This window comes from Xanthomonas hortorum pv. pelargonii (genome assembly GCF_024499015.1).
Classification (GTDB): domain Bacteria; phylum Pseudomonadota; class Gammaproteobacteria; order Xanthomonadales; family Xanthomonadaceae; genus Xanthomonas; species Xanthomonas hortorum_B.
Window position 1 is genome coordinate 3,800,375 of the sequence record NZ_CP098604.1, and the last position, 20,226, is coordinate 3,820,600.

General features: G+C 54.3%; 11 protein-coding genes and 4 pseudogenes. 3 read left to right on the forward strand and 12 right to left on the reverse strand.

Annotated features, from left to right (window positions below; genetic code table 11):
* Positions 1 to 103: 103 nt before the first annotated feature.
* The 5 genes and pseudogenes from NDY25_RS16415 to NDY25_RS16435 form a co-directional block, all read right to left on the reverse strand.
* Positions 104 to 1,030, reverse strand: coding sequence for a hypothetical protein (locus NDY25_RS16415; protein ID WP_168959867.1), 927 nt, complete (start codon positions 1,028 to 1,030; stop codon positions 104 to 106).
* A gap of 144 nt (positions 1,031 to 1,174) precedes the next feature.
* On the reverse strand, positions 1,175 to 2,755 hold the full coding sequence (locus NDY25_RS16420; RefSeq protein WP_168959866.1) for a DUF4365 domain-containing protein: 1,581 nt from the start codon (positions 2,753 to 2,755) through the stop codon (positions 1,175 to 1,177).
* 202 nt (positions 2,756 to 2,957) lie between these two features.
* Positions 2,958 to 3,689 carry a hypothetical protein gene (locus NDY25_RS16425; protein ID WP_168959865.1) on the reverse strand — a complete coding sequence of 244 codons (732 nt, stop codon included), beginning with the start codon at positions 3,687 to 3,689 and terminating at the stop codon, positions 2,958 to 2,960.
* Positions 3,690 to 3,703: 14 nt separating this feature from the next.
* Positions 3,704 to 5,902, reverse strand: a complete 2,199-nt coding sequence (locus NDY25_RS16430) for a DEAD/DEAH box helicase (RefSeq protein WP_168959864.1) — start codon at positions 5,900 to 5,902, stop codon at positions 3,704 to 3,706.
* A 3-nt stretch (positions 5,903 to 5,905) separates the two neighbouring features.
* Positions 5,906 to 6,505 (reverse strand): annotated as a pseudogene (locus NDY25_RS16435) (BREX system ATP-binding domain-containing protein); the annotation flags it as partial.
* Positions 6,506 to 6,570: 65 nt separating this feature from the next.
* On the opposite strand from NDY25_RS16435, the gene NDY25_RS16440 reads away from it, so the two are divergent.
* Positions 6,571 to 7,551 (forward strand): IS5 family transposase, encoded by a 981-nt coding sequence (locus NDY25_RS16440; RefSeq protein ID WP_256627481.1) that lies wholly within the window; start codon positions 6,571 to 6,573, stop codon positions 7,549 to 7,551.
* A gap of 116 nt (positions 7,552 to 7,667) precedes the next feature.
* Here NDY25_RS16440 and NDY25_RS16445 read toward each other — a convergent pair.
* A pseudogene (locus tag NDY25_RS16445) lies at positions 7,668 to 8,366 on the reverse strand (BREX system ATP-binding domain-containing protein); the annotation flags it as partial.
* Positions 8,363 to 11,557, reverse strand: coding sequence for a tellurite resistance TerB family protein (locus NDY25_RS16450; RefSeq protein WP_256627571.1), 3,195 nt, complete (start codon positions 11,555 to 11,557; stop codon positions 8,363 to 8,365). The gene NDY25_RS16450 and the pseudogene NDY25_RS16445, both read right to left, overlap by 4 nt.
* 174 nt (positions 11,558 to 11,731) lie before the next feature.
* Between NDY25_RS16450 and NDY25_RS16455 the strand changes: the two genes are divergently transcribed.
* Both NDY25_RS16455 and NDY25_RS16460 read left to right on the forward strand, forming a co-directional pair.
* Positions 11,732 to 14,305 (forward strand): AAA family ATPase, encoded by a 2,574-nt coding sequence (locus NDY25_RS16455; RefSeq protein WP_168959862.1) that lies wholly within the window; start codon positions 11,732 to 11,734, stop codon positions 14,303 to 14,305.
* 426 nt (positions 14,306 to 14,731) lie between these two features.
* A pseudogene (locus NDY25_RS16460) lies at positions 14,732 to 15,712 on the forward strand (IS5 family transposase).
* A gap of 1,030 nt (positions 15,713 to 16,742) precedes the next feature.
* On the opposite strand, the gene NDY25_RS16465 reads toward NDY25_RS16460, so the two are convergent.
* The 5 genes and pseudogenes from NDY25_RS16465 to NDY25_RS16485 all read right to left on the reverse strand — a co-directional run bounded on the left by NDY25_RS16465 (position 16,743) and on the right by NDY25_RS16485 (position 20,222).
* Positions 16,743 to 17,210, reverse strand: a complete 468-nt coding sequence (locus tag NDY25_RS16465) for a hypothetical protein (protein WP_168959860.1) — start codon at positions 17,208 to 17,210, stop codon at positions 16,743 to 16,745.
* Positions 17,211 to 17,283: 73 nt separating this feature from the next.
* A complete protein-coding gene (locus NDY25_RS16470; RefSeq protein ID WP_168959859.1) occupies positions 17,284 to 17,532 on the reverse strand; it encodes a hypothetical protein in 249 nt (82 codons plus the stop codon).
* 220 nt (positions 17,533 to 17,752) lie between these two features.
* Positions 17,753 to 18,091, reverse strand: a pseudogene (locus NDY25_RS16475) (site-specific integrase); the annotation flags it as partial.
* The gene (locus NDY25_RS16480; protein WP_168959858.1) at positions 18,091 to 19,173 is read right to left on the reverse strand and encodes a serine/threonine-protein kinase; all 1,083 of its coding nucleotides are present in this window, start codon (positions 19,171 to 19,173) and stop codon (positions 18,091 to 18,093) included. The pseudogene NDY25_RS16475 and the gene NDY25_RS16480, both read right to left, overlap by 1 nt.
* Positions 19,170 to 20,222, reverse strand: a complete 1,053-nt coding sequence (locus NDY25_RS16485; protein ID WP_168959857.1) for a serine/threonine-protein kinase — start codon at positions 20,220 to 20,222, stop codon at positions 19,170 to 19,172. Before NDY25_RS16485 ends, NDY25_RS16480 begins: the two co-directional genes overlap by 4 nt.
* Positions 20,223 to 20,226 lie beyond the last annotated feature (4 nt).

Genomic DNA, 20,226 nt, shown 5'->3' on the forward strand with positions numbered 1-20,226 from the left:
GGCGCCACCTTGGGAACTAGTAATTTAAGATGACTACCCACCATCGGTTGCTGCGCCCAAAGGGCCGCTATGCTTCATAGACAAGCGTAAAATGTCTTGCAAACTAGCCCTCGCCGATGTGCCAGTCGTGAAGAGCCAACATATCGCTCTGGATGTCAATGTTTTTTGCGCGTAATGCAATGGTGATCGCAGGAATTACGTGCCATGTGATCATTTCGCTAGGCAGATCGATCGCTGCGCGCCAATGAGAACCCATAGCTAAATCCCGCATAGAGGAAAAATCCAAGTGATTTAGCATCGCAGAAATCTCTTCGGAATTTAGATAAATTCCTGAAAATACCTCAGGCTCCTCGGTTCGCCACACATCTATCTTCTTCCCAGAATGGCGATCGTTAGGGTCAAGGCTTGCAAGTTTTATGAATTTTCCGATTGCCAAATTCCAATCTTGAGTCGTGCTTAAAAAGTAACGCCATGCGTCTTGGGCAAGAGGAGAGGTGAGAAACGTAAGCCTTTCTTCAAGCTCTTTGGCTAGCTTTATCCGCGACTGTTCGTATCGGGCAAGGAGAAGTTGATCATTGGCCGCTACGCTAACCACCGTTTTTTCCAAGTTCACCTTGAATTGAACAGCCTTTTGTTCAATCGCGTGGAGCGCAATGCGCGTGGCCAAAGCCTCCTGATCACTTGGTGTGCCAGTAAATTTGTTCAGTTCGCCCAGTGTTATGGTTTCAATTGCTGATGGCGCTTGTGAAACAGGGGTTGCGCCATTAGCTCTGATGTGAATTAGAAGGTCATTTAAGTCATCCAGCCGTTTCATTAAATTTTGATGCGACTCCCTAAGGAAAGCTTTTGTGCTTGAAGCGGTCATTTGGTTTGATTCGAGCAGGGCAATCACATCATCATGCCTTTGCGTAGCAAGCCAGGATTTGAACTCTTCGATATCTGCGTCGCGAGAAGATTTGCGCTGCGCTACGAAGTCGGAAGCAAGCGAGACGATGGTGGCTAAGCCTGACGCTGCAGCGATCGGATCCATGATAACCTCTTGTCGGTTGCAAGCTGGGATTTATAAATAATAGATTTAAAGTAGCGCAGGTTAGAACGAGATTTGGTCACCTTTACTGTTCTTCCGTTGATCGCACGTTGAAAGTATGACCAAATTCACGGCTGTTCAAAGTCATCAGAATGGCATCTTCCGAATTTTGTTCTCTAAGTCTGTGGAGCGTGGAGCGGTGGTGTGGTCGTCGTGCGAAAGAATACCGAGGTGCTTTCCTTCCTTTGTGAGCTTGTGCATCGGCGATCCATCCAGCGTCGCTACCTTGAAATCGGGAAGTTCGATCTTGACGGGAAGCTCGGCAAGAAGCAGTTCGCTAATCTCAATTCGAAGCGTCGTTTGAACTAAGATTTCGTAATCTTTGGCTTCAACCGGTGCCTTGGCTTCAAACTCAAGTGTTCCCATAACAACTGGTAGCGTCTCGCCCTTCAAGAGTGCATAAGCAAGGTTGATATCTGCCATTTCGCTCGGTGTGATGTCATAGCCAGGCGGCAATTGGAAAGAAGATTGGACGGCGTCGGCCACAAGGTGGAGCCTCCCAAACGTTCGGGCGGTATTTATCAGTGATTGGAGCTCCGGCGCCGTGGCAAGCGTAATGGGAAGAACGTGGTGCGCACCTTCGAAACTAAATTCAATCCTTGCACACTGCTTGATCTCCACTGACGTCGCCCATGACTCCCAATCGCGAAGCGCGGTGAGATCCCGCATGGGAACCGATGACAATCTCACATCACTCCAATCGATGTGCCAATCTACTTTTCCCCTCATGGCACCTTGTTGATGGAAGTCGGCAGACATCTCCATGAGGCGATCTGGATGACATGCCACCACCGACGCGCCTTCCTGCCCAATGAAGAGTTCAGCGGGAAGCGTAACGGTTGGCGAAGATACAGTGTGACGTTCACCCGCATGCAGGCGAATGAATCCTGTGCGGCGTCGAGTTGGTTCGATGGATATCGTTCCACCGGACCGGGAATCTAAGCCGAGAGTGGAGAGAAGGAGAGACCCCATCGAGCGTACATCTTCTACCTGGATCTCAGCAGGCTTACCTAGCCTAATGGCGTCAGACAAAGCTTTTAAGTTAGCCTCGCCAGCAGCAGCTTCAAATTGAATGCGGGCTTTGGAATTGTCTACAGTAGCCCGCACAGTGAAGCACTCACGCCCATCGACGAGCCCAACGTCAACCTCAAGGCTAGGATCAAGAGAGTTAAGGTAGACGCGACGATCTTCCGCAAGTTCAGCTAATGCATGAGGCCGCTGTGCAACTGGCGTTAGACTTGCTTGGAGGAAGTGTTCGAAGCTCTCGCGTTCGTTGAGTTTTTGATTGAGGTCCATCCGCACACCCGCATTGCCCGAGCCGCTCAGTCGACCTGGATTGGCTTTGGCCCACGCCTGCGCGTGAACCCAATAGAGCTCCCCATTACCGGTGCGCCTGACGATAACAACGGTCTGTGGATCTTCCGCATAGTGACGAAGACGGTTCTTAGCAACCGGTGCTGTAACGCTACGCTTCTTACCAACTTTCGCCTCGCCCTTGACTTGGACCGAAAATCGAGCGCCCTTGTAAAGAGCGCGATCAGGCATAACGAGAAGGTCGTAGCCATCATCAATGTGGTCCGTGCCAACCACCCATCCCCAGCTGTTGAAGAGCTGCTCAACCTCGAGTTCAGCGGCTCGTCCTGTAATTTGATTGGCTGAAAGGCTCAAAGCATTACCTCCTTATGAACATGGACGGCTCCGTGCCAATGCGGCGAGGCAATGGGAGATGATTCCTCAGACGGATGGATGGTTGACCACCCTTTGCCAAGATTCTTTTCGAACAGAAAATTTACCACTTCGTAGCGCTAGTAGGTAAGCAGATGCTGTCGAAATACGCCTGGATGTCACTAGCTTCCTCACGCCGCTGCTCCTAAAGACCTACTCTTCGTATTTCCCAATCGCCACGTGATAGGGTTCGGACCTGATGGAGGTCAGTGTCGTAGATGGCGATCAGGTCAGAGCTGCTGGCAATGATGTGGCCTCGGATCTTTCGTTTACCCTTTTCCCAGAGTTCTGAATCGCCTCGCGATACAGGACCAAGGAGTCGGCTCTTTTCTGTAATTGCCTCATCTTTGCCAGCATGCTCGCCGAGCAACCCTGGCGGGATCGCTACGAACAAACCAACGAAGAAAAGGGTCAGTGCCAGGTAAATTCCTGAAGCGGCTATACCTCCGGACGAAAGAAAGAGCATGATCCTTGGATGTCGCCGGCCGAATTGCTCAATTAGACCTTGGTTGACTGGTAGGTCGGGTAGTCTGTAGATCCAGACTGCCAACCAAACCACGAAAAGAGCGATTGCCACGGATATCCAGGGAAAGGATCGGATCATCCCAAGCCCTTGCAGCACGATGGCGTAGTAGCCGCGAACAACCTTCCAGTCGGCCGATTGGGGAAATAGGTCGGCTTGAACGCCCCAGGCTTTGAGATAGCTGGTGTAGGCGACATGTCCGCATCCGTGAAGCACGATTCCAGCCAGCGTTGTCATGGCAGCGAGGCTGCCGACGAAACGAGTGATGGACCACGATTGCTTAGATAGCAACTTGCCTTGCTCTTCTTGTCGCGGGATACGACGCTTTGATCGGACAATCTGGATATGGCGCATGGTTCTCGTAGTCGTCAATTGCTGGACAAGAAGGTTTTCCGTAGCCAATCCATTGCTTCATCGAGATCGAGGTTCGAGCTGGCATAGGACACTTGAAGCAAGTGAGGCGAAAGCAGACTGTCCCATTTTTGGCTGGCCAGATTTTTCGCGCCTGCCAATAGCACTTCAATGGATGGGGTTGGTGCAGCGGCAATCGCCTTGAGCGCTGTCTCGATGTTCTCAAGGGCATTCGGACCCCGCGTGATCTCGACCCCCAGTCGGCTACCCTGAGCCTTGAAGTTCCTGGCATTGAGCAAGCAAGCGATTGCATCGTTGGCCGCGTCGCCCAGCCAAGTGAGAAGCAGGATGTCGCTTCCCCTATCCAGAAAGAGTTGATCATCCAAGCTGTGTTGCTGGTAGCTGGTCCGTCCTTCGTCGATGAAGCGCTGCGCACACGCATCCACAAACGTCGGCGTCAGTGTTCCCTTATAGATCGCTCGCATGGTTTGACGCACTTTGGTATGCACGCGTCCGCCGCCGCCGCTGAACAACGGTGGCGCGCCACTCTTGGTGGCAGACACGTAGATCGTCTTCTGGCCTTCGTCGATTTGCTCGACCATCCAGGTGCGCCCGCCAAACAAGATACGCTGGCCGGTCGTGAGCATCTGGGAAATGGGCAGGGTGCCAAGCGGTTTGCCAGCAGCGACAATCCGGAATTCCTCGTCGACCGTGAACGCTGCATAGAACGAGTAGTGGTTGACGATCCGGTCGCCGACAGGTCCGTGCAACAAGAGCCCGGATCCATCTTGGATCAAGATGTCTTGCTGCCCCAAATGGCGCAGCAGCTCGACAAACGCATCACGAGACACTTGATTGAAAGGGGCATTGGGGGCGCACAGCAACTGGAATGCCTGAGGTGCAGTCAGGCCGCCATACTGCGCAATGGCGGAAAGGAGCTGCTGGATGAAGGTGGAAAGATGCGCACCTTTGACCACAGGCGGCTCATACCATTTTTCGGTGAGCAGCATGACCACGGCCAAAGTCTGGAAGGTGTCGAGCCTCAGGCGTGTTCGAAGATCCGCTTGCGAGTCGATGGCGTCTTCAATCACATAGCCGCGCAGGATCGCAGCTTCACCTTTGCGTCTTCCGGATCTGCCCATGCGTTGACGAAGACTGGCAACGGTAGGGGGCGTGCCAATCTGGGCAACGCTCTTGACCGCGCCGATATCGATGCCGAGTTCCAATGTGTTGGTGCAAACGGCAGTTGCTGGCTGATCCTTTTGTTTGAGCGCAGCCTCAGTGTCGTAGCGAATTTCTTTGGAAAGACTGCCATGGTGCGGCCAGAACTCACGCGACACGCCGCCTTTCTCGCAAAGCTCATTGAGCAGGTGGGTATAGCGCTCGACCTCACGGCGGCTGTTGGGAAAGACCAGGTTGTTGCTACCGCGAAGGATTTTGAACAAATGCTCGGCCACAGCCAATGGTGCTAGTTCTTGCTTCTCCTTCTTGTCATCAGCTTCGCCCTTTTGAGGAACAGGTTCTTCAAAGCCTTTGATGATAAGGAGAAGTTCTGACGCATCGGAAGGGGCGTCTACAATCGCGGCGGTGCCCGCTGGACGCAGAAAGCGCGCCGCAGCCTGCATGTCACCCAATGTTGCCGATAGCCCAATGCGAGGCACTTTACGACCAACGATGGTATCGATCCTGTGTAGCAAGGATTGAAGTTGTTTGCCGCGCTCGCTGCCGATGAAGGCATGCAGCTCGTCGATCACAAAGTAAGCCAGGTGCTTGAAGATGCCGGCAACCGAGGTGCCTCGGTTGCACAGCATTGCTTCCAGAGACTCTGGTGTGATCAGAACGACGCCATGTGGTTTCTTGAAAAAGCGTTGTTTGCTTGTGCTGCTGATGTCGCCATGCCACGGCCACACCGGAATGTCGAGGTCTTCGCACAGTCGCTCCAATCGACCGAATTGATCATTGATCAGGGCTTTCAAAGGACTGATGTAAACAATTAAACCCGCTGGGGTCTGCTGTTCAAGATAAGTCAACGCCGGCAGGAAAGCTGCTTCCGTCTTGCCCGAGGCGGTGCTGGCGGCAACGATCACATCTTGATCGGCAGGCAGGATCAGTGGGATGGCCATTTCCTGCACATCCCGCAAGGCTTCCCATTGCTCCGCCCACAGATAGCGCTGGATGCCCGGCGATAGAAGAGAAAAGGCATTCGACAGGCTCATGGATTAAAGCTTGAACGAAGCCAATTTGTCATCCGCTTGAACCGTTAGATCTTCGTCGCCGCCGTGGTCTTCCTTGACTTCAACCTCGCCGATCAAGGTTTGCCAAGCCGTGCCAGGGTTTTGCTCCAAGACGGCCAAAAGATTGATAAACGCCGTGATCGTGGTGCGAGGCGTGCGGAAGAAACTGTCACCAATCCGATTGGCGCAGTGCTCCATGAATTGCGAGACGGCCTCATCAGGCAGCAGATAATTATCTGCATCGCCACCCGCGTAGACGTGTCGAATTTTGGTCAAGAGCACGTAGAAGTCTTCCGCAGTGAGGCTCGAAAGTCGCACCACAGGTCCGGAGAAGTCGACCAGCCCTTCCTTGGCAAAGGTGTTTTGGGCCAAGCGACTTTGAAGCGCTTGGTAGCTGTAAACACCGCGCCGTGGATCCATCAAGAATTCAGGCGTGCCACCCAACACGAAGCCAAGACCCACTGCCGTGCCTTGGAAGGAGTCATTGAGCATGCGCAGGATCTGCTCGTAGTTCGAGTTGCGCGCTTGGGCATTAGCAAGCTTATAGAGATTGACGAGCTCGTCCAGGCAAACCAGAAGGCCGCTAAGGAAGCTCTGAACAACGCACCATAGATACGCGACACTACCCGCCTCATGTTGAGGAGTAATCCATGCAACTGACGTTCGGCGACGCTGAAGGCCTGGGCAAGCGCAAGCAGACCCGCCGGGAGATCTTCCTGGCCGAGATGGAGCAGGTCGTTCCGTGGCAGCACTTGCTCGGTCTGATCGCACCGCACTATCCGGTGTCGGGACGCCCTGGTCGACAGCCATACGCACTGGCGACGATGTTGCGGATTCATTTGCTGCAGCAGTGGTATGCGTTGAGCGATCCGGCGATGGAAGAAGCGTTGCACGAGATCCCGATCTTGCGGAGGTTTGCCCAGCTCGGTGGCTTGGACAACGTTCCGGACGAGACCACGATTTTGAACTTTCGGCGCCTGCTGGAGACCCATGGCCTTGCCGCGCGGATGCTGGACGCGGTCAACGCGCATCTGGCACGCAAGGGCCAGAGCCTGCGGTCGGGCACGATCGTCGATGCGACGCTGATCGCTGCACCCAGTTCGACCAAGAACGCCGATCACGCGCGCGACCCTGAAATGCATCAGACCAGGAAGGGCAATCAGTGGTATTTCGGGATGAAGGCGCACATCGGCGTGGATGAATTTTCCGGGCTGGTGCACCACGTCCATTGCACAGCCGCCAATGTCGCCGACGTCACGGTGACGCACGCATTACTGCATGGCAAAGAAGACAGCGTGTTCGGCGACAGCGGCTACACCGGTGCGGACAAACGCGAAGAACTGCAGACCTGCAAGGCTGCATTTTTCATTGCCGCCAGGCCCTCGACGCTGCAAGCCATCGGCAACAAACGCGAGCGTGCTCGGGAACAGCGTTGGGAACACTTCAAGGCCAGCGTGCGCGCGAAGGTGGAGCATCCGTTCCGGGTGATCAAGCGCCAGTTCGGTTACACCAAGGTCCGCTATCGCGGCCTGGCCAAGAACACCGCACACGTGCTGACCTTGTTTGCGCTCTCCAATCTGTGGATGAAGCGAAAGCAGTTACTGCCTGCCATGGGGAGCGTGCGCCTGTAACCCGGGGAATTCCCATGGAAAGCGCCAGAAATGGCGAAAATCCTAAAATCCAAACGCGACTCTCCGGAACGATGCGACATTCCGCACTCTCAGGCCTCGTTGTTCAGACCTTCCCTAAAGCCGGCCAGGCGCACAAAGCGCCCCATCAGCTTGAGCTGATCGTAGACCGAGGCATCATCGACAATCGAGCGCACACCAAGCGCAGCTTTGGCGTCGGTCTTGGTGGAGAACTCGCCACGCAGCCAGCGAATGGCATCGGATTTGAGTTGCTCATTGCCTTGTTCGAAGCCCTTGCAATAAGCCGCAATGACCTCAGCGAAGTCATAGCCGTTAACGAGTTCCGTCAGCTGTTCAAGCTTGGCGCGGATGACTTGCTCGGTGGGAACATCCTTTGCTTTGGCTTCGGTCTTGGCGGTCGCGATGAATTTCTCAACGACCCCTGGCAGCGCGCCACCGTCCGGCTTGGTGCGCGTGGCCAAGTTGCGCATCAGCTCTGCGTAAAGCGAACGGGCCTGGCCACCGGAGGCATGCAAGCGCCGATCGGGATTGAGGTCAGCGCTGGCGACGACGAGCTTGCGCTCCATGGCAATGGCGCGCACCAGATTGAGGAAGAAGGTCTTGCCAGCACCGTATTCGCCAACGACCAGTCGGAACGAGGAGCCGCCATCGGCCAGGCGATCGATGTCGCTAACCAGCGTTTCGACTTCGCGAATGCGCCCAACCTGGATCAGGTGCTGACCCGCACGAGGCACGACACCTGCACGCAATGACTGGATGACCGCATCACGATCCTTGGCACGAATAGGGTTGCTCATTGCTCTATTTTCTCGATGAACTCTGGGTTGATCTCCACCGGATCGTCTCCTTCAGAGAATGGGATGTCATAAGCATCAAACGATGCATCGTTGATGTGTTCAAGTGCGCCGTCGAGCATCAGCTCCAGATCCGAAGCGCCATCTTCCAGTTCGGCACGCGTCCAGTTGGGTCGGGAGAGCATGAGGCGCAGCAGTGCGCTATGCGCTTCATCCAAACCCAACAGGCCAGGAGTAGAAGCAGCTTCTTGACTGGGGAGCGGCAGTGCTTGGGGCTCGATGATGGGCTCAGGCACATCCTCGGTAAAGATGCCAGCCAAGAGGGCAGAGACCTTGGCGGTATCGTGTTGGAGTTCGGCAATACGTTTGGGGTCCAGGCGAAACTGCTTGGCTGGCTCTGCTTGGGTGGCGCTTCTTCCAGAGCTCACTGCATGGACATCACTAAAGACACGCTTGGTCTCCACGCCGAGCGTCTTGTAAACCTTCTCCAAGAAGCGCATTTCGTCTGGCGAGACGGTGCCGTCACTTTGCGCAAGGCTTGCCATTGAGGCTGCGATTGTTTCCTTGGTGGGTTGATCCAACGGGTCAAGCTTTTTCTTGAGCGAGGCCAGAGTGATGGGCGCTAGGCTCAGCCACAAAAGATGCGCACGAAGGCGGTTGTGGTCGGCGGGACTGAGGTGACTCCATGCATCAATCTCTCGGCCAAGATGTTCGATTTCGTGTGCACTGAAATCGCCATCGGCTTGTGCAACGGTGGAAGCAAGTTGCAAGGTCAACAGTGCGATTTGATACGCGCTGCTTTGGGCTTGATGGGTTTGGCCGGGCAGCAACGCGAAGAGGACCACAGGATCAGTATCGCCAGGCGCCCGCGCGCCTTCGAGCACATTGGGCTCCATGCCGATGTGAGCCGCTTCAAGCGTCCTGGCAAGGTCTCGGATCTTTTCTCGGTTGAGCGGCGCGCCACCATTGCCGAAGCGATCGGCAAGCTCAGTCAGGGGCAGGGTGATCGCACGACCTTGAACCTCGTCCACCAGCAATTGGAGCGCTGCTTTGCGCGGGGCAGGCCAAATGCTGGTTGGCAGGTGTAGCAAGCCATCCAGCGTATTCCGAGCCTCGGGGTTCTTGTTGATAAGGCGACTAAGCGGGCCGAGTTCATCCGTGCATTGCTGGACGATTTCGTTGAGTTTCTTGATGGGCGCTGTGAGCGCGGTGACATCGGGTGTCTCGCCAAACGTCTTGGGCTTGAAGCTGTTGCCATAAAAGGCCGGGGAAAATGTTTGTCTCGAAAATTTCAGCTTGGTGCGGTTCTTGGGCAGGACCAACCCTGCATCAAAAAGCTCCCGGTAGCGCTCAACGAAGAGCTGATCGAACTCTTCAGCGCAGCGCGTTGTGGCAGTTCTGAGGGGGATTTCGGGACTCAGGCGTGCCCAGGCAAGAGCTAAACGTGCTGGGATCGGCGCGCGATCCAATGAGCATTGACCCAACGCTAGACGTAGATAAAACGGAAGCTCATGGGTGCGCTGAAAGCTGGGGAGCGGTTTGGTGTAAAGCTTTTCCCCAATGTCATCGAGTTCCATCCAGTCCAGCAAGCTGTTGATCTGGAATCGGATAACGGTGTAGATCTTGCCGTAGGCGGCTTCTAGATGCCGCAGTGCTGCTTTGATGGCTGGCCAACCCTGCTTTGAGTCTGGCTCATCGGCTCCATCGATCAAGACCCGGCGTTCAATGCCATACAAGAACAACATCACGTATCGGTAGTTGCATTCGGGATCGGATCGATCAGAAGCGAGCCAATTGATGTAGGCGCGGCGCTCGGTTGCAGATAGGTCAGCGTAGTTCTCCTGGTAGCCGACCGGCTCGCGGTAGTTGCCAGTTGGTGCAACGGCGAGAACACCATTGACCAAGCTGGGTTCATTCCCACCCCTTGGTGTTGCGAGCTTGACCCCAGAGTAGAACAGTCCGCCCGAGATTTTTACTCCACGAACTTCGATGATCTCGCCCGGCTGCACCCAACGCGTCTTCTCCCAGCCCGCAGGAGGCTTGGGCACCAAGAATTCCTTTGCAGGTGCACTGCCGGCGATGCTGGTGCGATGAAGTTCGTCCGTGGCGTTCGCCGGCTCCGTGCGGGAGGCCGCAGGCAACGGTGGCGGAATGGATGACACCTCTGTCTCGCTCGTCGGAACAGGAATAGGCGGCAATGCAGGTGGCAGTGCTGGGATCGTCTCAACTCTTTCAGCAGTTGGCGTTGGCGCGATCACGCGTTGACTTTCAAGTGTGGGGTCGGAAGCCGTTTGGGCGGGTGGAGGCATCGCAGCTCTAGCAACGACCGCACGCATAGCGTCGAGAAGATTGCTGTTCAGTTGCTGCGGCGATGACGGGGCTTCCGTAGGTGCCGAGGCGATGGTTTGCGCGTCTGGTGTCTTGGTTGTTCCTAGATCGCTTGGACTAGGCGAAGCAGTTGGGCGTGGGCGGCTCGGGGTGGGCACGATGATGCGCGAAGCGTCTGATGCGGCATCAATGGCAGAGTTCGCTTGCCCACTGATTGATGGTTGCTCAGCCACAGCGCGCATTGCTTCAAGCAAATTGCCGTTGGGCTGCTGAGGGACGGGACGATCTTGAGGATTTCCGGTGGCGCTCGGTTCCAGTGCGGCACGTGTGCCTGACAGAATGATCGGAGACATTTCCGCCTGCCCGGGAGGGGCAGGAGTCTGTGGTGCTACTGGTGTCGTCGGGCCGTGCTCGGCAATGTGCGCCATCGCGGTCCGCAAGTTCCCCGGTCGGTCGGTTGCAACCCGAGCTGGGTTCTGTGGAGGTGCCGCCTGGGGAGCATGGGGAGCTGATTGGCTCAACGCTGCAGTCGGTTCCGCAACGCGCTCGCTGGCAACCCGGTTGCTCTGCGAGGGCGATGGAGCGATCGGTGGTTGAGCGGCCTCTAGCATGGAAGACAGGATCTTCCGATTGGCGCTTGCGGGAGCAGCGGCTGTAGAGCCGCGAGGTTTGCTTTGAACTCTCTTTGTTCCCGTCAGTTCGGCGAGCGTCGGCTCACGCACGATCGGGGCAGGCGGCTTCTGCTGAGCTTGCCACTTCACGAAGAGATAAATCCCAAAGGCGACCACAACAGTAATGCCGATAGCAATCCACACTTGCTTAGGCACCATCGCGATGACCGCTAATGCGATCACCAATGCGATCACGGTAAGGTCTGAGCCTTGCTTTTTCCTGCGTCGCGCCACGTGGCCCCCTGCCTAAGGCGTCTATCCTTATTTATCTTAGCGCTTTGAAAACAAGCAGGGTGCTCTCGGCTGGCTGCTAGAAATTGAGATCGAGCCTGCTTGATTGCTATCCTAATCTCAGGGATGGGGGGCGAGATGGTGCTTTATAACGATTTTTCTCGGTTTGAGAGATGGGCGCGAGATCAGCTGGCTCCCGAAGTAGTCTTGAAGATCTGCGCTGTGGTTGAAGCTAACCTTGAGCAAATCGCGCGAACGACCCACGCGGGCGGTCAGCGCACTCGGCTCATCACGCCTTTGATCCGTGCCGGTCTGGTGCGCCCGCTGCCTGAAAGGGCTGAGACGGCAATGGCGGACCAGTCAGAGCTGGGATGGACACGCTTGTCCAGGCTTCAACTTGGGCCGTTTAGGGGTTTCCGTCGCCAAGAGGTTTTTGAGCTTGATCATCGAACTGTTCTTGTCTTGGGTGCCAACGGCTCGGGAAAGAGCAGCCTCTGTGAAGCGCTTGAACTTGCACTTCTCGGACGCATTGAGGAGGCCGACGAGCGTGCATTGGATTCTCGGCGCTACTTCGACAATGCCCATGAAGGCCGTCATCAGTTGCCCGTATTAATTGCTAAGAGCAACGGTGCAGAGCACCAGGTTCAACCAGACGAGGAGCGTCATCGGTTCATCATCATCGAGCGCAACCGAATCGAATCATTTGCGCGCATCGGCGCACGAAGGCCAGCTGAGGCATCGTCCATGCTGGCGGCATTGTTCGGTCTAACTGCGTTCAATGATTTCGTGGCGGGTTTTGGTGGAAGCTTGGATCGGCAACTCAACCTCTCTCTTCCCAAGGCTGCCGACTTAGCGCAACGACGCGTTGCGATCCAGGCCGATGAGGTCAAGATCGCATCCGAAGCTGCCACACACGCTGAGTTTGATGTGCAGCGCAATCAGGTGGCCACCGCTTTTGAGCTTGGTCTTGACTATTTGGGTCTGAAAGCGCGAATTGGCACTGCACAGACCCCGGGACGGCTTCAAGAGATTCGTGCGATTTTGGCGACACCTTTGGCTGCCGAAACGGGAATTCGTCCTGAGCACTTGATCGCTTCGCGTCGAGCACACCGTGATCTGACCCGAGAGCTGGAAACAACACGGGGAGCGCTTGCAACACGCGCTCAGGAAGTCTCGTATCGGGAGTTGTATCACTCTGTCGTTGCGCTCCAAAACGCACATGCAGACCGCTGCCCGGCGTGCGAGACCCCGCTGGACCAAGTGGCTATCAATCCGTTCGGTCGGGCCGCAACCGGCTTGGTTGCACTCGGTGAACTCTCCCAACTTGAAGCAAAAGCGAGCCGGTTGGAGCGACAGGTGGACCGAAGCCAAAGCACGCTAGACATAGCGCTCCGCCAAACAATCGAACATATCGCTAAGCTCCCCAACATCGGCACTTTGGCGCCAACGGAGCAGCTGTTAGCAAATGGAGATCGGCAAGGTTGGCGTCAGCTACTCACGGCAGCGCGTGCGCTCAAACGACTCGACGAGAGTCTTGTAGTCCAGAGGGCCGAGCGGCAATCCTTAGAGGCAGAGGTTGAGAGGCTGCAAACGGCCAGGACGCAATTGGCAAAAATTGCGGGTCAGCAGAACCAGTTCGACGCAGATGTCGCGTCAGCTAAGGAGCGGGTTGCGGCGTTTGCCACTCAAACTGCCGCACTAGTAGTGGAGGTGTCGGCCGAAGCAGTAGCCCATGGTGTTGAAGTGCAAGTCAAAGAGGCCTATGAGTTGTTCTTAGGCTTATTGAGGAGCTACCTGGCAACTCTTCCTGAGCAGCTAATGGCTGATCTCAATGAGATCACGGTAGACCTTTACAATAGTTTCAATTCGCATGACCACCCTGATGACTTGATCCATACGCTGCGCCTTCCATTAAGGGGCGGTGCGCCGCTTGAGATCGCATTCGCTCGCGAGCCGGATCGCTTCCATAACGCCTTGGCGATCTTGAGCGAAGGACATCTTCGGTGTCTGGGTCTTTCGATCCTATTGGCCCAGAACATCAAGCTTAAACTCCCGGCAGTCCTGCTTGACGATGCCGTCAACGCCATCGATCACGAACACCGGGAGGGCATCCGTATGACGCTGTTTGGCCATTCGGCGTTGAAGGAAAAGCAACTCATCATCACATGCCATAGCCCTGAGTTCATCAAGGACATCTTCAATAATCACACAAAGGGCGCGCCACTTTACGTCTTGCGTCATCATCAGGGCGACCACCATCCAATAGTCTCGGGAGGCAAGACACGCAACTACATCGAACGTGCTGAATCGCACATCGACGACTTTGATTTGCGCGCGGCGCTTTCTTGCTCACGCCAGGCGCTCGAAAGTTTAATTACACGGGTTTGGAAGAAGTTAGCCGATGTTGCCCCCGGTGTGGCAGAGCTCTCGCTAAAGACGCGACGTCCCGGTGCACCTACGGATCTGAGCAACATTGTCCAATCTTTACTGAGTGCTCTCAACAAGGGGATCAGTGCTGGCTACCTAGACGGGGTCTGGATCACCAGGCGGGATAACTTAGATGCACTTATCAACGTTCGAGCGAATTCCTTGGCATGGATGTCATTGAACAAGGGGACCCACGAAGAAGAAGATCGTGAGGATTTCGAGGAGCCAACGCTTAGGCGTATTGTCGAGGCACTACGAGGGCTCGATGTATCTTTCGGGAAATGAAATGCATGTTGAGCAGAAGAAAGATGGTAAGAATACTGCGCCGACAAGTTGCAGCTAAATTAATAAAGACCGCCTTTGATTCATCTAAACGAAGCATTTCCCAGGCTGCCTGCTCCGTCATAAGTTGACAGGGAAAACGCTTGCATTGGGTCGGGGAGGAGGCGACCTTTGAAAATTTCAGGTTATCAATTCGCTAAGGAGTGCTAAGGAAGGTCTGAACAACTCGCAGCGTTGCGAGCGAACTTGGGATTCCGGTCGATTGCGCTGGTCGCCCATTCTGAAAAATCAAACACTTGTGCGTGATGGAGCCTGCCTCAGATGTTGTTCGGAAACGCATTAAAGAGTTATTCAGAGCTTCCCTAAGGAAGCTCTGAACAACGCACCACAGATACGCGACACTACCCGCCTCATGTTGAGGAGTGATCCATGCAACTGACGTTCGGTGACGCTGAGGGCCTGGGCAAGCGCAAGCAGACTCGCCGGGAGATCTTCCTGGCCGAGATGGAGCAGGTGGTTCCGTGGCAGCACTTGCTCGGTCTGATCGCGCCGCACTATCCGGTGTCGGGGCGCCCTGGTCGACAGCCGTATGCACTGGCGACGATGTTGCGCATTCATCTGCTGCAGCAGTGGTATGCGCTGAGCGATCCGGCGATGGAAGAAGCGCTGCACGAGATTCCGACCTTGCGGCGCTTTGCCCAGCTCGGTGGCTTGGACGACATTCCCGACGAGATCACGATTCTCAACTTTCGGCGCCTGCTGGAGACCCATGGCCTTGCCGCGCGGATGCTGGAAGCGGTCAACGCGCATCTGGCACGCAAGGGCCAGAGCCTGCGGTCCGGCACAATTGTTGATGCGACGCTGATCGCTGCACCCAGTTCGACCAAGAACGCCGATCACGCGCGCGACCCTGAGATGCATCAGACCAAGAAAGGTAATCAGTGGTATTTCGGGATGAAGGCGCACATCGGCGTGGATGAATTTTCCGGGCTGGTGCACCACGTCCATTGCACAGCCGCCAATGTCGCCGACGTTACGGTGACGCACGCATTGCTACACGGCAAGGAAGAAAGCGTGTTTGGCGACAGCGGCTATACCGGTGCAGACAAACGCGAAGAACTGCAGACCTGCAAGGCTGCATTCTTCATCGCCGCCAGGCCTTCGACGATGCAAGCCATCGGCAACAAACGCGAGCGTGCTCGGGAACAGGGTTGGGAACACTTCAAGGCCAGCGTGCGCGCCAAGGTGGAGCATCCATTCCGGGTGACCAAGCGCCAGTTCGGCTAAACCAATGTCCGCTATCGCGGCTTGGCCAAGAACACCGCACAAGTGTTGACCTTGTTTGCGCTGTCAAACCTGTGGATGAAGCGAAAGCAGTTACTGCCTGCTATGGGGAGCGTGCGCCTGTAACCCGGGGGATTCCCAAGGAAAGCGCCAGAAATGGCGGAAGATCCGAAGATCCAAACGTGACTCTCCGGAACGATGCGACACTCCGCACTCTCAGGCCGCGTTGTTTAGACCTTCCCTAGGCAGCTGATCACGCCTCAGCAATCCTCGACTAAGGATGGATGCCAAATTCTCTTCACGCGTGAAGTGGAAGAGGGCCTTAATGCCGCGCTCGGAGACAAACTGCTGGATATTTGCTGCCATGCTGATTCCTTTCAATCCGCCTAACGATGCTTGAAGAGCGCGAGACCATGACGTGCGTTTCCTTGCACGACCTCACTGGATCGATATCGACTGCATGAGATACATCTTTAAGGTCAACATCAATGAGTAGCTGAGATCAGCTGGCACAGCGGTGCACCAACTGTCGCCGTATTGTTCGTGAACGCTGAGGAAGATTGAACTGGAAGCGTCGCGTCAAGCCGCAAGAAGCCATTGACGAAATTCCGTCTTGCCTTAGGGTGGACTTGGGAGGGCGTATGTTTCCGAGTGACTATGTGCAGTATGTCAACACGATCCAGGAAGATTGGCAACAGAAGCGATTGATGGCGCGCCTGGCGCTAAATCTTTGCTTTGATCGACGGCGATATCCAGTGGACCTTCGGGAGCTAGGCAGGCTCCGGAATGACAGGGCTGCCGTGGCTTGGTCCTTGATCTCCCATGTTCTTGCAGACAGACGGCGGCCTGATCTCTCTTCAAAAGAGCTAGCTGGTCTGGTACGGATCTGTAAAGAGGAAGTGTGCCTCGTTGCTGAGGACGCATAAGCATGGACGCCGCGAACTATCTTGAATACATCGCAGCTAACGAGCAGAATTCTCAGCTAATGGCTCGGATTTTCCTCAATGCGTTTGGTCACGAGGCGTCTTATCCGGTGGACGTGTCCGAGCTGTTGGAGCTTTCACCGCTTAATGTTGGAGTAGTAAGGGGCTGCTGAGTTGGGCGGAGGCGAACCGCGATTTTCGCTATCGGGGCGTGTTCCTAATGCACTTCAAGTTTATCGCTGACCATAGCTTTGCTGCGATAGCTGGCCCACTGCTTGGTTGCGAAGTCCCTCGATAGCATTCGAAAGCTGACTTTTTCTAGTAATTTTGCCGTTTCGGAAATCTTCGTAGATATGCATCATAAATTCTTCTGAAAGAGAGCTGTCGATTTCTTTGATCCACTTTGCCACCTCCTCCCAAAGGATTGAGACGCTATACATCAATTTGAGCTTCTCATAGAACTTCTCGACTTCCCCAATGAGTGCCTTTGGACCAGCTTTGGCATTGAGAATTGCGGCGCCGAGTCGGGGGTGATCCATGGCGTCTTGCCCGCTGGATTCACCGCGCCTGCAAAGCTCAATCAGGATCACAGCGATGTGGTCCGGGCTTAGGCCCATTTGCAAGAGCGCTTCCACCAAATGCAACGTTAGCGCATTCAGCAGGAAAGGCAGGCGGATCTGAACATCTGGGATGGTTGGCATATCGAGTCCATGTTTACCGTTGCCGGTCGTCGTGCAACCTATCAGCGCAAATGCCAAGACTAGGCGACAAAGCCTAGGACTGATGGCGCCCTAGCTTAGCCTCTGCCAAGAAGCTTTCTAGCTCCGCCACCCGATCAAAGCGCCTCATCACCACATCTTCGATGGATATGATTGAGAAGCTGCCACCGCTTCTCACATGCTCAACAACTACTTTTGCGACTGTGTTGAAAGAGAAGTCAGGCGCTTTGATCAAATCTTGCCAGGTATCCTCATTGATTGAGGCATTTCTATCATCGACAATCAGTGCGTAGCCATAAGCCATCGATCCATCTCTCTTTTATTGAATTTCCACAGCATTGACTGTAGCAGAATCGAACAGCAGCGTGACGGAATTGAGGAGGGAAATATTCTGCATGATGTCTATCGAACATGCCTTGAAGAGATTGCACTATTGCGAGCAAAGCGATGAGTAGCGATAAAACTTCAGATTTCCACATGGTCCTCCCCTCGGAACAAGTGATGGCTAGATCCCGCAAAGCCGATCATGGATACATCCTCGCCCCCTTCCTCAATCGCTCCTTGAACTGCCCGCGCACATAGCTCGGCAGATTGACAGATGGCTGATAGTGGCCGAGCGCCTCCATCTGGATCTTCCGGATGTTCCCGGCTGACTTGTGGACATAGTTGTCCTGCAGAACCGGAGCCTTCTTGTTGAGGGCATGGCCCGTGATCAAGGCAATGTGCTCAATCCGCACGCCCTTGGCATCCAGTTCGGTTGCAAGCGTATGCCGGAACGCGTGAGATCCAATCCCTTTCCCAAAGCCTAAGCCCTTCAAATAGGCCGCAAATTGGTTGACGAAGCCTTGGCTATAGCGCCCATTTAATTATTCATTTTTAGAACAGGATGGGCGCGTGGAGCAGCGCCACCATCAACGTGGTGTCGGGTGAAGCAAACTTGATCACCTACAATCAATGGCTCGGTTCCATACACGCTGTTTGCATGAAAAAAAACTGGACCCTTACCAGAAGAAATGAAGCCAAATTTTTTGTGATCAAATACGCGCGTAACTTTTCCATGCTCGCGATGGGCTAAGCTATAATACAAATCTCCACACGATTTAACGAGCTGATCAGCTGTGGGGCGTTCATTAGGGTCGAGCTTTAAGCAGGACGATGCTAGGTCAAGTATCTGAGTGACTAGTGGTGCAAATTGTGGGTTTCGGGTCGCGTGGTCAGGAACAGCCTCTGGCACAGCTTCTAGGATTTTTCTCACCGCTTTCAAGCCTTCTCCAAAAGGCAAGATGCCGGTTGAGATATGGAAGAGCATAGCCCCGACTGACCATATGTCTGCCTTAGTCGTGATCTCTTTTGGCGTCTCTATTGCTTCTGGAGCCATATAAGGGAGAGCACCAACAGCCGTGTTGGATAGCAGCATTGTTTCAGGTCCGCCAGCTGCTGCCTCGTCGAGCACATCGCTGGCCATTTTCGCGATTCCGAAGTCGGTAATCTTTATTTCGATCAGATCAAAATCGCCTGCGATCATGATGTTAGTAGGTTTTAGATCGCGGTGGATTACTTTTGCATGATGGGCAGCAGACACCCCTTTCGATATATGATGAAATAGCTTAGCGGTGAGGTATGGGTCAAGGTTGGAGCATGAGTTCAAAAGCGATTTTTGTAAGTCTTGTCCTTCAATAAACTCTTCAATCAAAAATTCTTTTCCTTCCTCGTTTACATAGTCAAGCGTTTTGGCAACGTTGGGATGATTGACCTGCGCTGCAACTACAGCGCTTCGCTTGAATCGTTTGCTTGCGGAACTGTTTTTCGGTGTTTTTAACGCAACAATTCTGCTTGTTAGGGTGTCGGTAGCACGATAGACAAACTGCATGCCGCCCTCGGCATGGTAATTTGTTACTCGATATCGACCGCCAACTATTTCATCAGCGCGCAGCGGTCCATTCATACGATTACCTCCGGGTGCGAGACATCAAAAGTCAGGAACATGCGTGTGGCACCTCTGGTTGGTGCACCTAGAGCAATGACGCAAGACCCCGGTAGTTCTTGTCCTTTAACTGCTGGTGCATAATTAATGTAGACGTCACCTTCGACTTCCCCTGCAAAGAAAACTAAGCCGTCATATCTTATGGTGATCGACCCAACTCCATCCCAGTTTGCCCGAACTGCCCTTCTCTCGTTATGTAGATAAGACGCTTCTCCCTTGTGGACTAACAACGCTCGATGGCGATTTCTCAGAAGATCTTTGGCTAAGGTCTCTCTCACTTGGGTCATAGTGGGGCGAGCATTAACTTCGACTGCGAGGCAGGACTCGATCACTCTTAATGCGCTATCGGGTAATCCGCATTTAAATTCATCAAGAGAATTGGCAGGCAGGTCAACGGGGCGTGTCGGTTTCTGCATGTGTTTGGGAAGGCTGCCAGCAATTAAATGAAATGCAGTAGCGCCAAACCCGTATACGTCTACAGCTGTTGTGAACTTTGGATTGTCATCAAAAAGTTCTGGTGCGGCAAAGCCAAATGTGCCTACAAAACCCATTGTAGAGGCGCTCATTCCTTCATCTCTGGCAAGTCCAAAGTCGAAGATTTTGATTACACCTTCCAAATCGTTTTTAATGTTATTGGGCTTTATGTCGCGATGAATAACGCCGGCCTTGTGTATGTCCTCAATGCCAGACGCAATTTGCCACAATTGCTTGCAAAGTTCGCCAGAAGATAATGTGCAATCTGGCGTGTCCCATAGGTCTGAACCTTCCACATATTCCTGAACTATTCCTTTGCCTTTCCCTACTCTGATGATGTCGTAGACCTGCACTACGTGTTTTGATCTGAGCTTCAGAAGAGCGTCGACCTCATCAATGATTCGCCGCTCATTTTTAGGATTGTGAATAACTTTTATCGCAACTTTTCGTTCTAAGGTTTGGTCATAGCACAGGTGCACTGAACCCATTCCGCCATCCAGTTTATGTCCTAAAATTTGATAGCGATCTGGAAACATCCTA

Bases quoted from the DNA above. Each gene is read 5' to 3' on its own strand.
- NDY25_RS16415 (WP_168959867.1), bottom strand. From the start codon at position 1,030: ATGGATCCGATCGCTGCAGCGTCAGGCTTAGCCACCATCGTCTCGCTT.
- NDY25_RS16425 (WP_168959865.1), bottom strand. From the start codon at position 3,689: ATGCGCCATATCCAGATTGTCCGATCAAAGCGTCGTATCCCGCGACAA.
- NDY25_RS16430 (WP_168959864.1), bottom strand. From the start codon at position 5,902: ATGAGCCTGTCGAATGCCTTTTCTCTTCTATCGCCGGGCATCCAGCGC.
- NDY25_RS16440 (WP_256627481.1), top strand. From the start codon at position 6,571: ATGCAACTGACGTTCGGCGACGCTGAAGGCCTGGGCAAGCGCAAGCAG.
- NDY25_RS16455 (WP_168959862.1), top strand. From the start codon at position 11,732: ATGGTGCTTTATAACGATTTTTCTCGGTTTGAGAGATGGGCGCGAGAT.
- NDY25_RS16465 (WP_168959860.1), bottom strand. From the start codon at position 17,210: ATGCCAACCATCCCAGATGTTCAGATCCGCCTGCCTTTCCTGCTGAAT.
- NDY25_RS16470 (WP_168959859.1), bottom strand. From the start codon at position 17,532: ATGGCTTATGGCTACGCACTGATTGTCGATGATAGAAATGCCTCAATC.
- NDY25_RS16480 (WP_168959858.1), bottom strand. From the start codon at position 19,173: ATGAATGGACCGCTGCGCGCTGATGAAATAGTTGGCGGTCGATATCGA.
- NDY25_RS16485 (WP_168959857.1), bottom strand. From the start codon at position 20,222: ATGTTTCCAGATCGCTATCAAATTTTAGGACATAAACTGGATGGCGGA.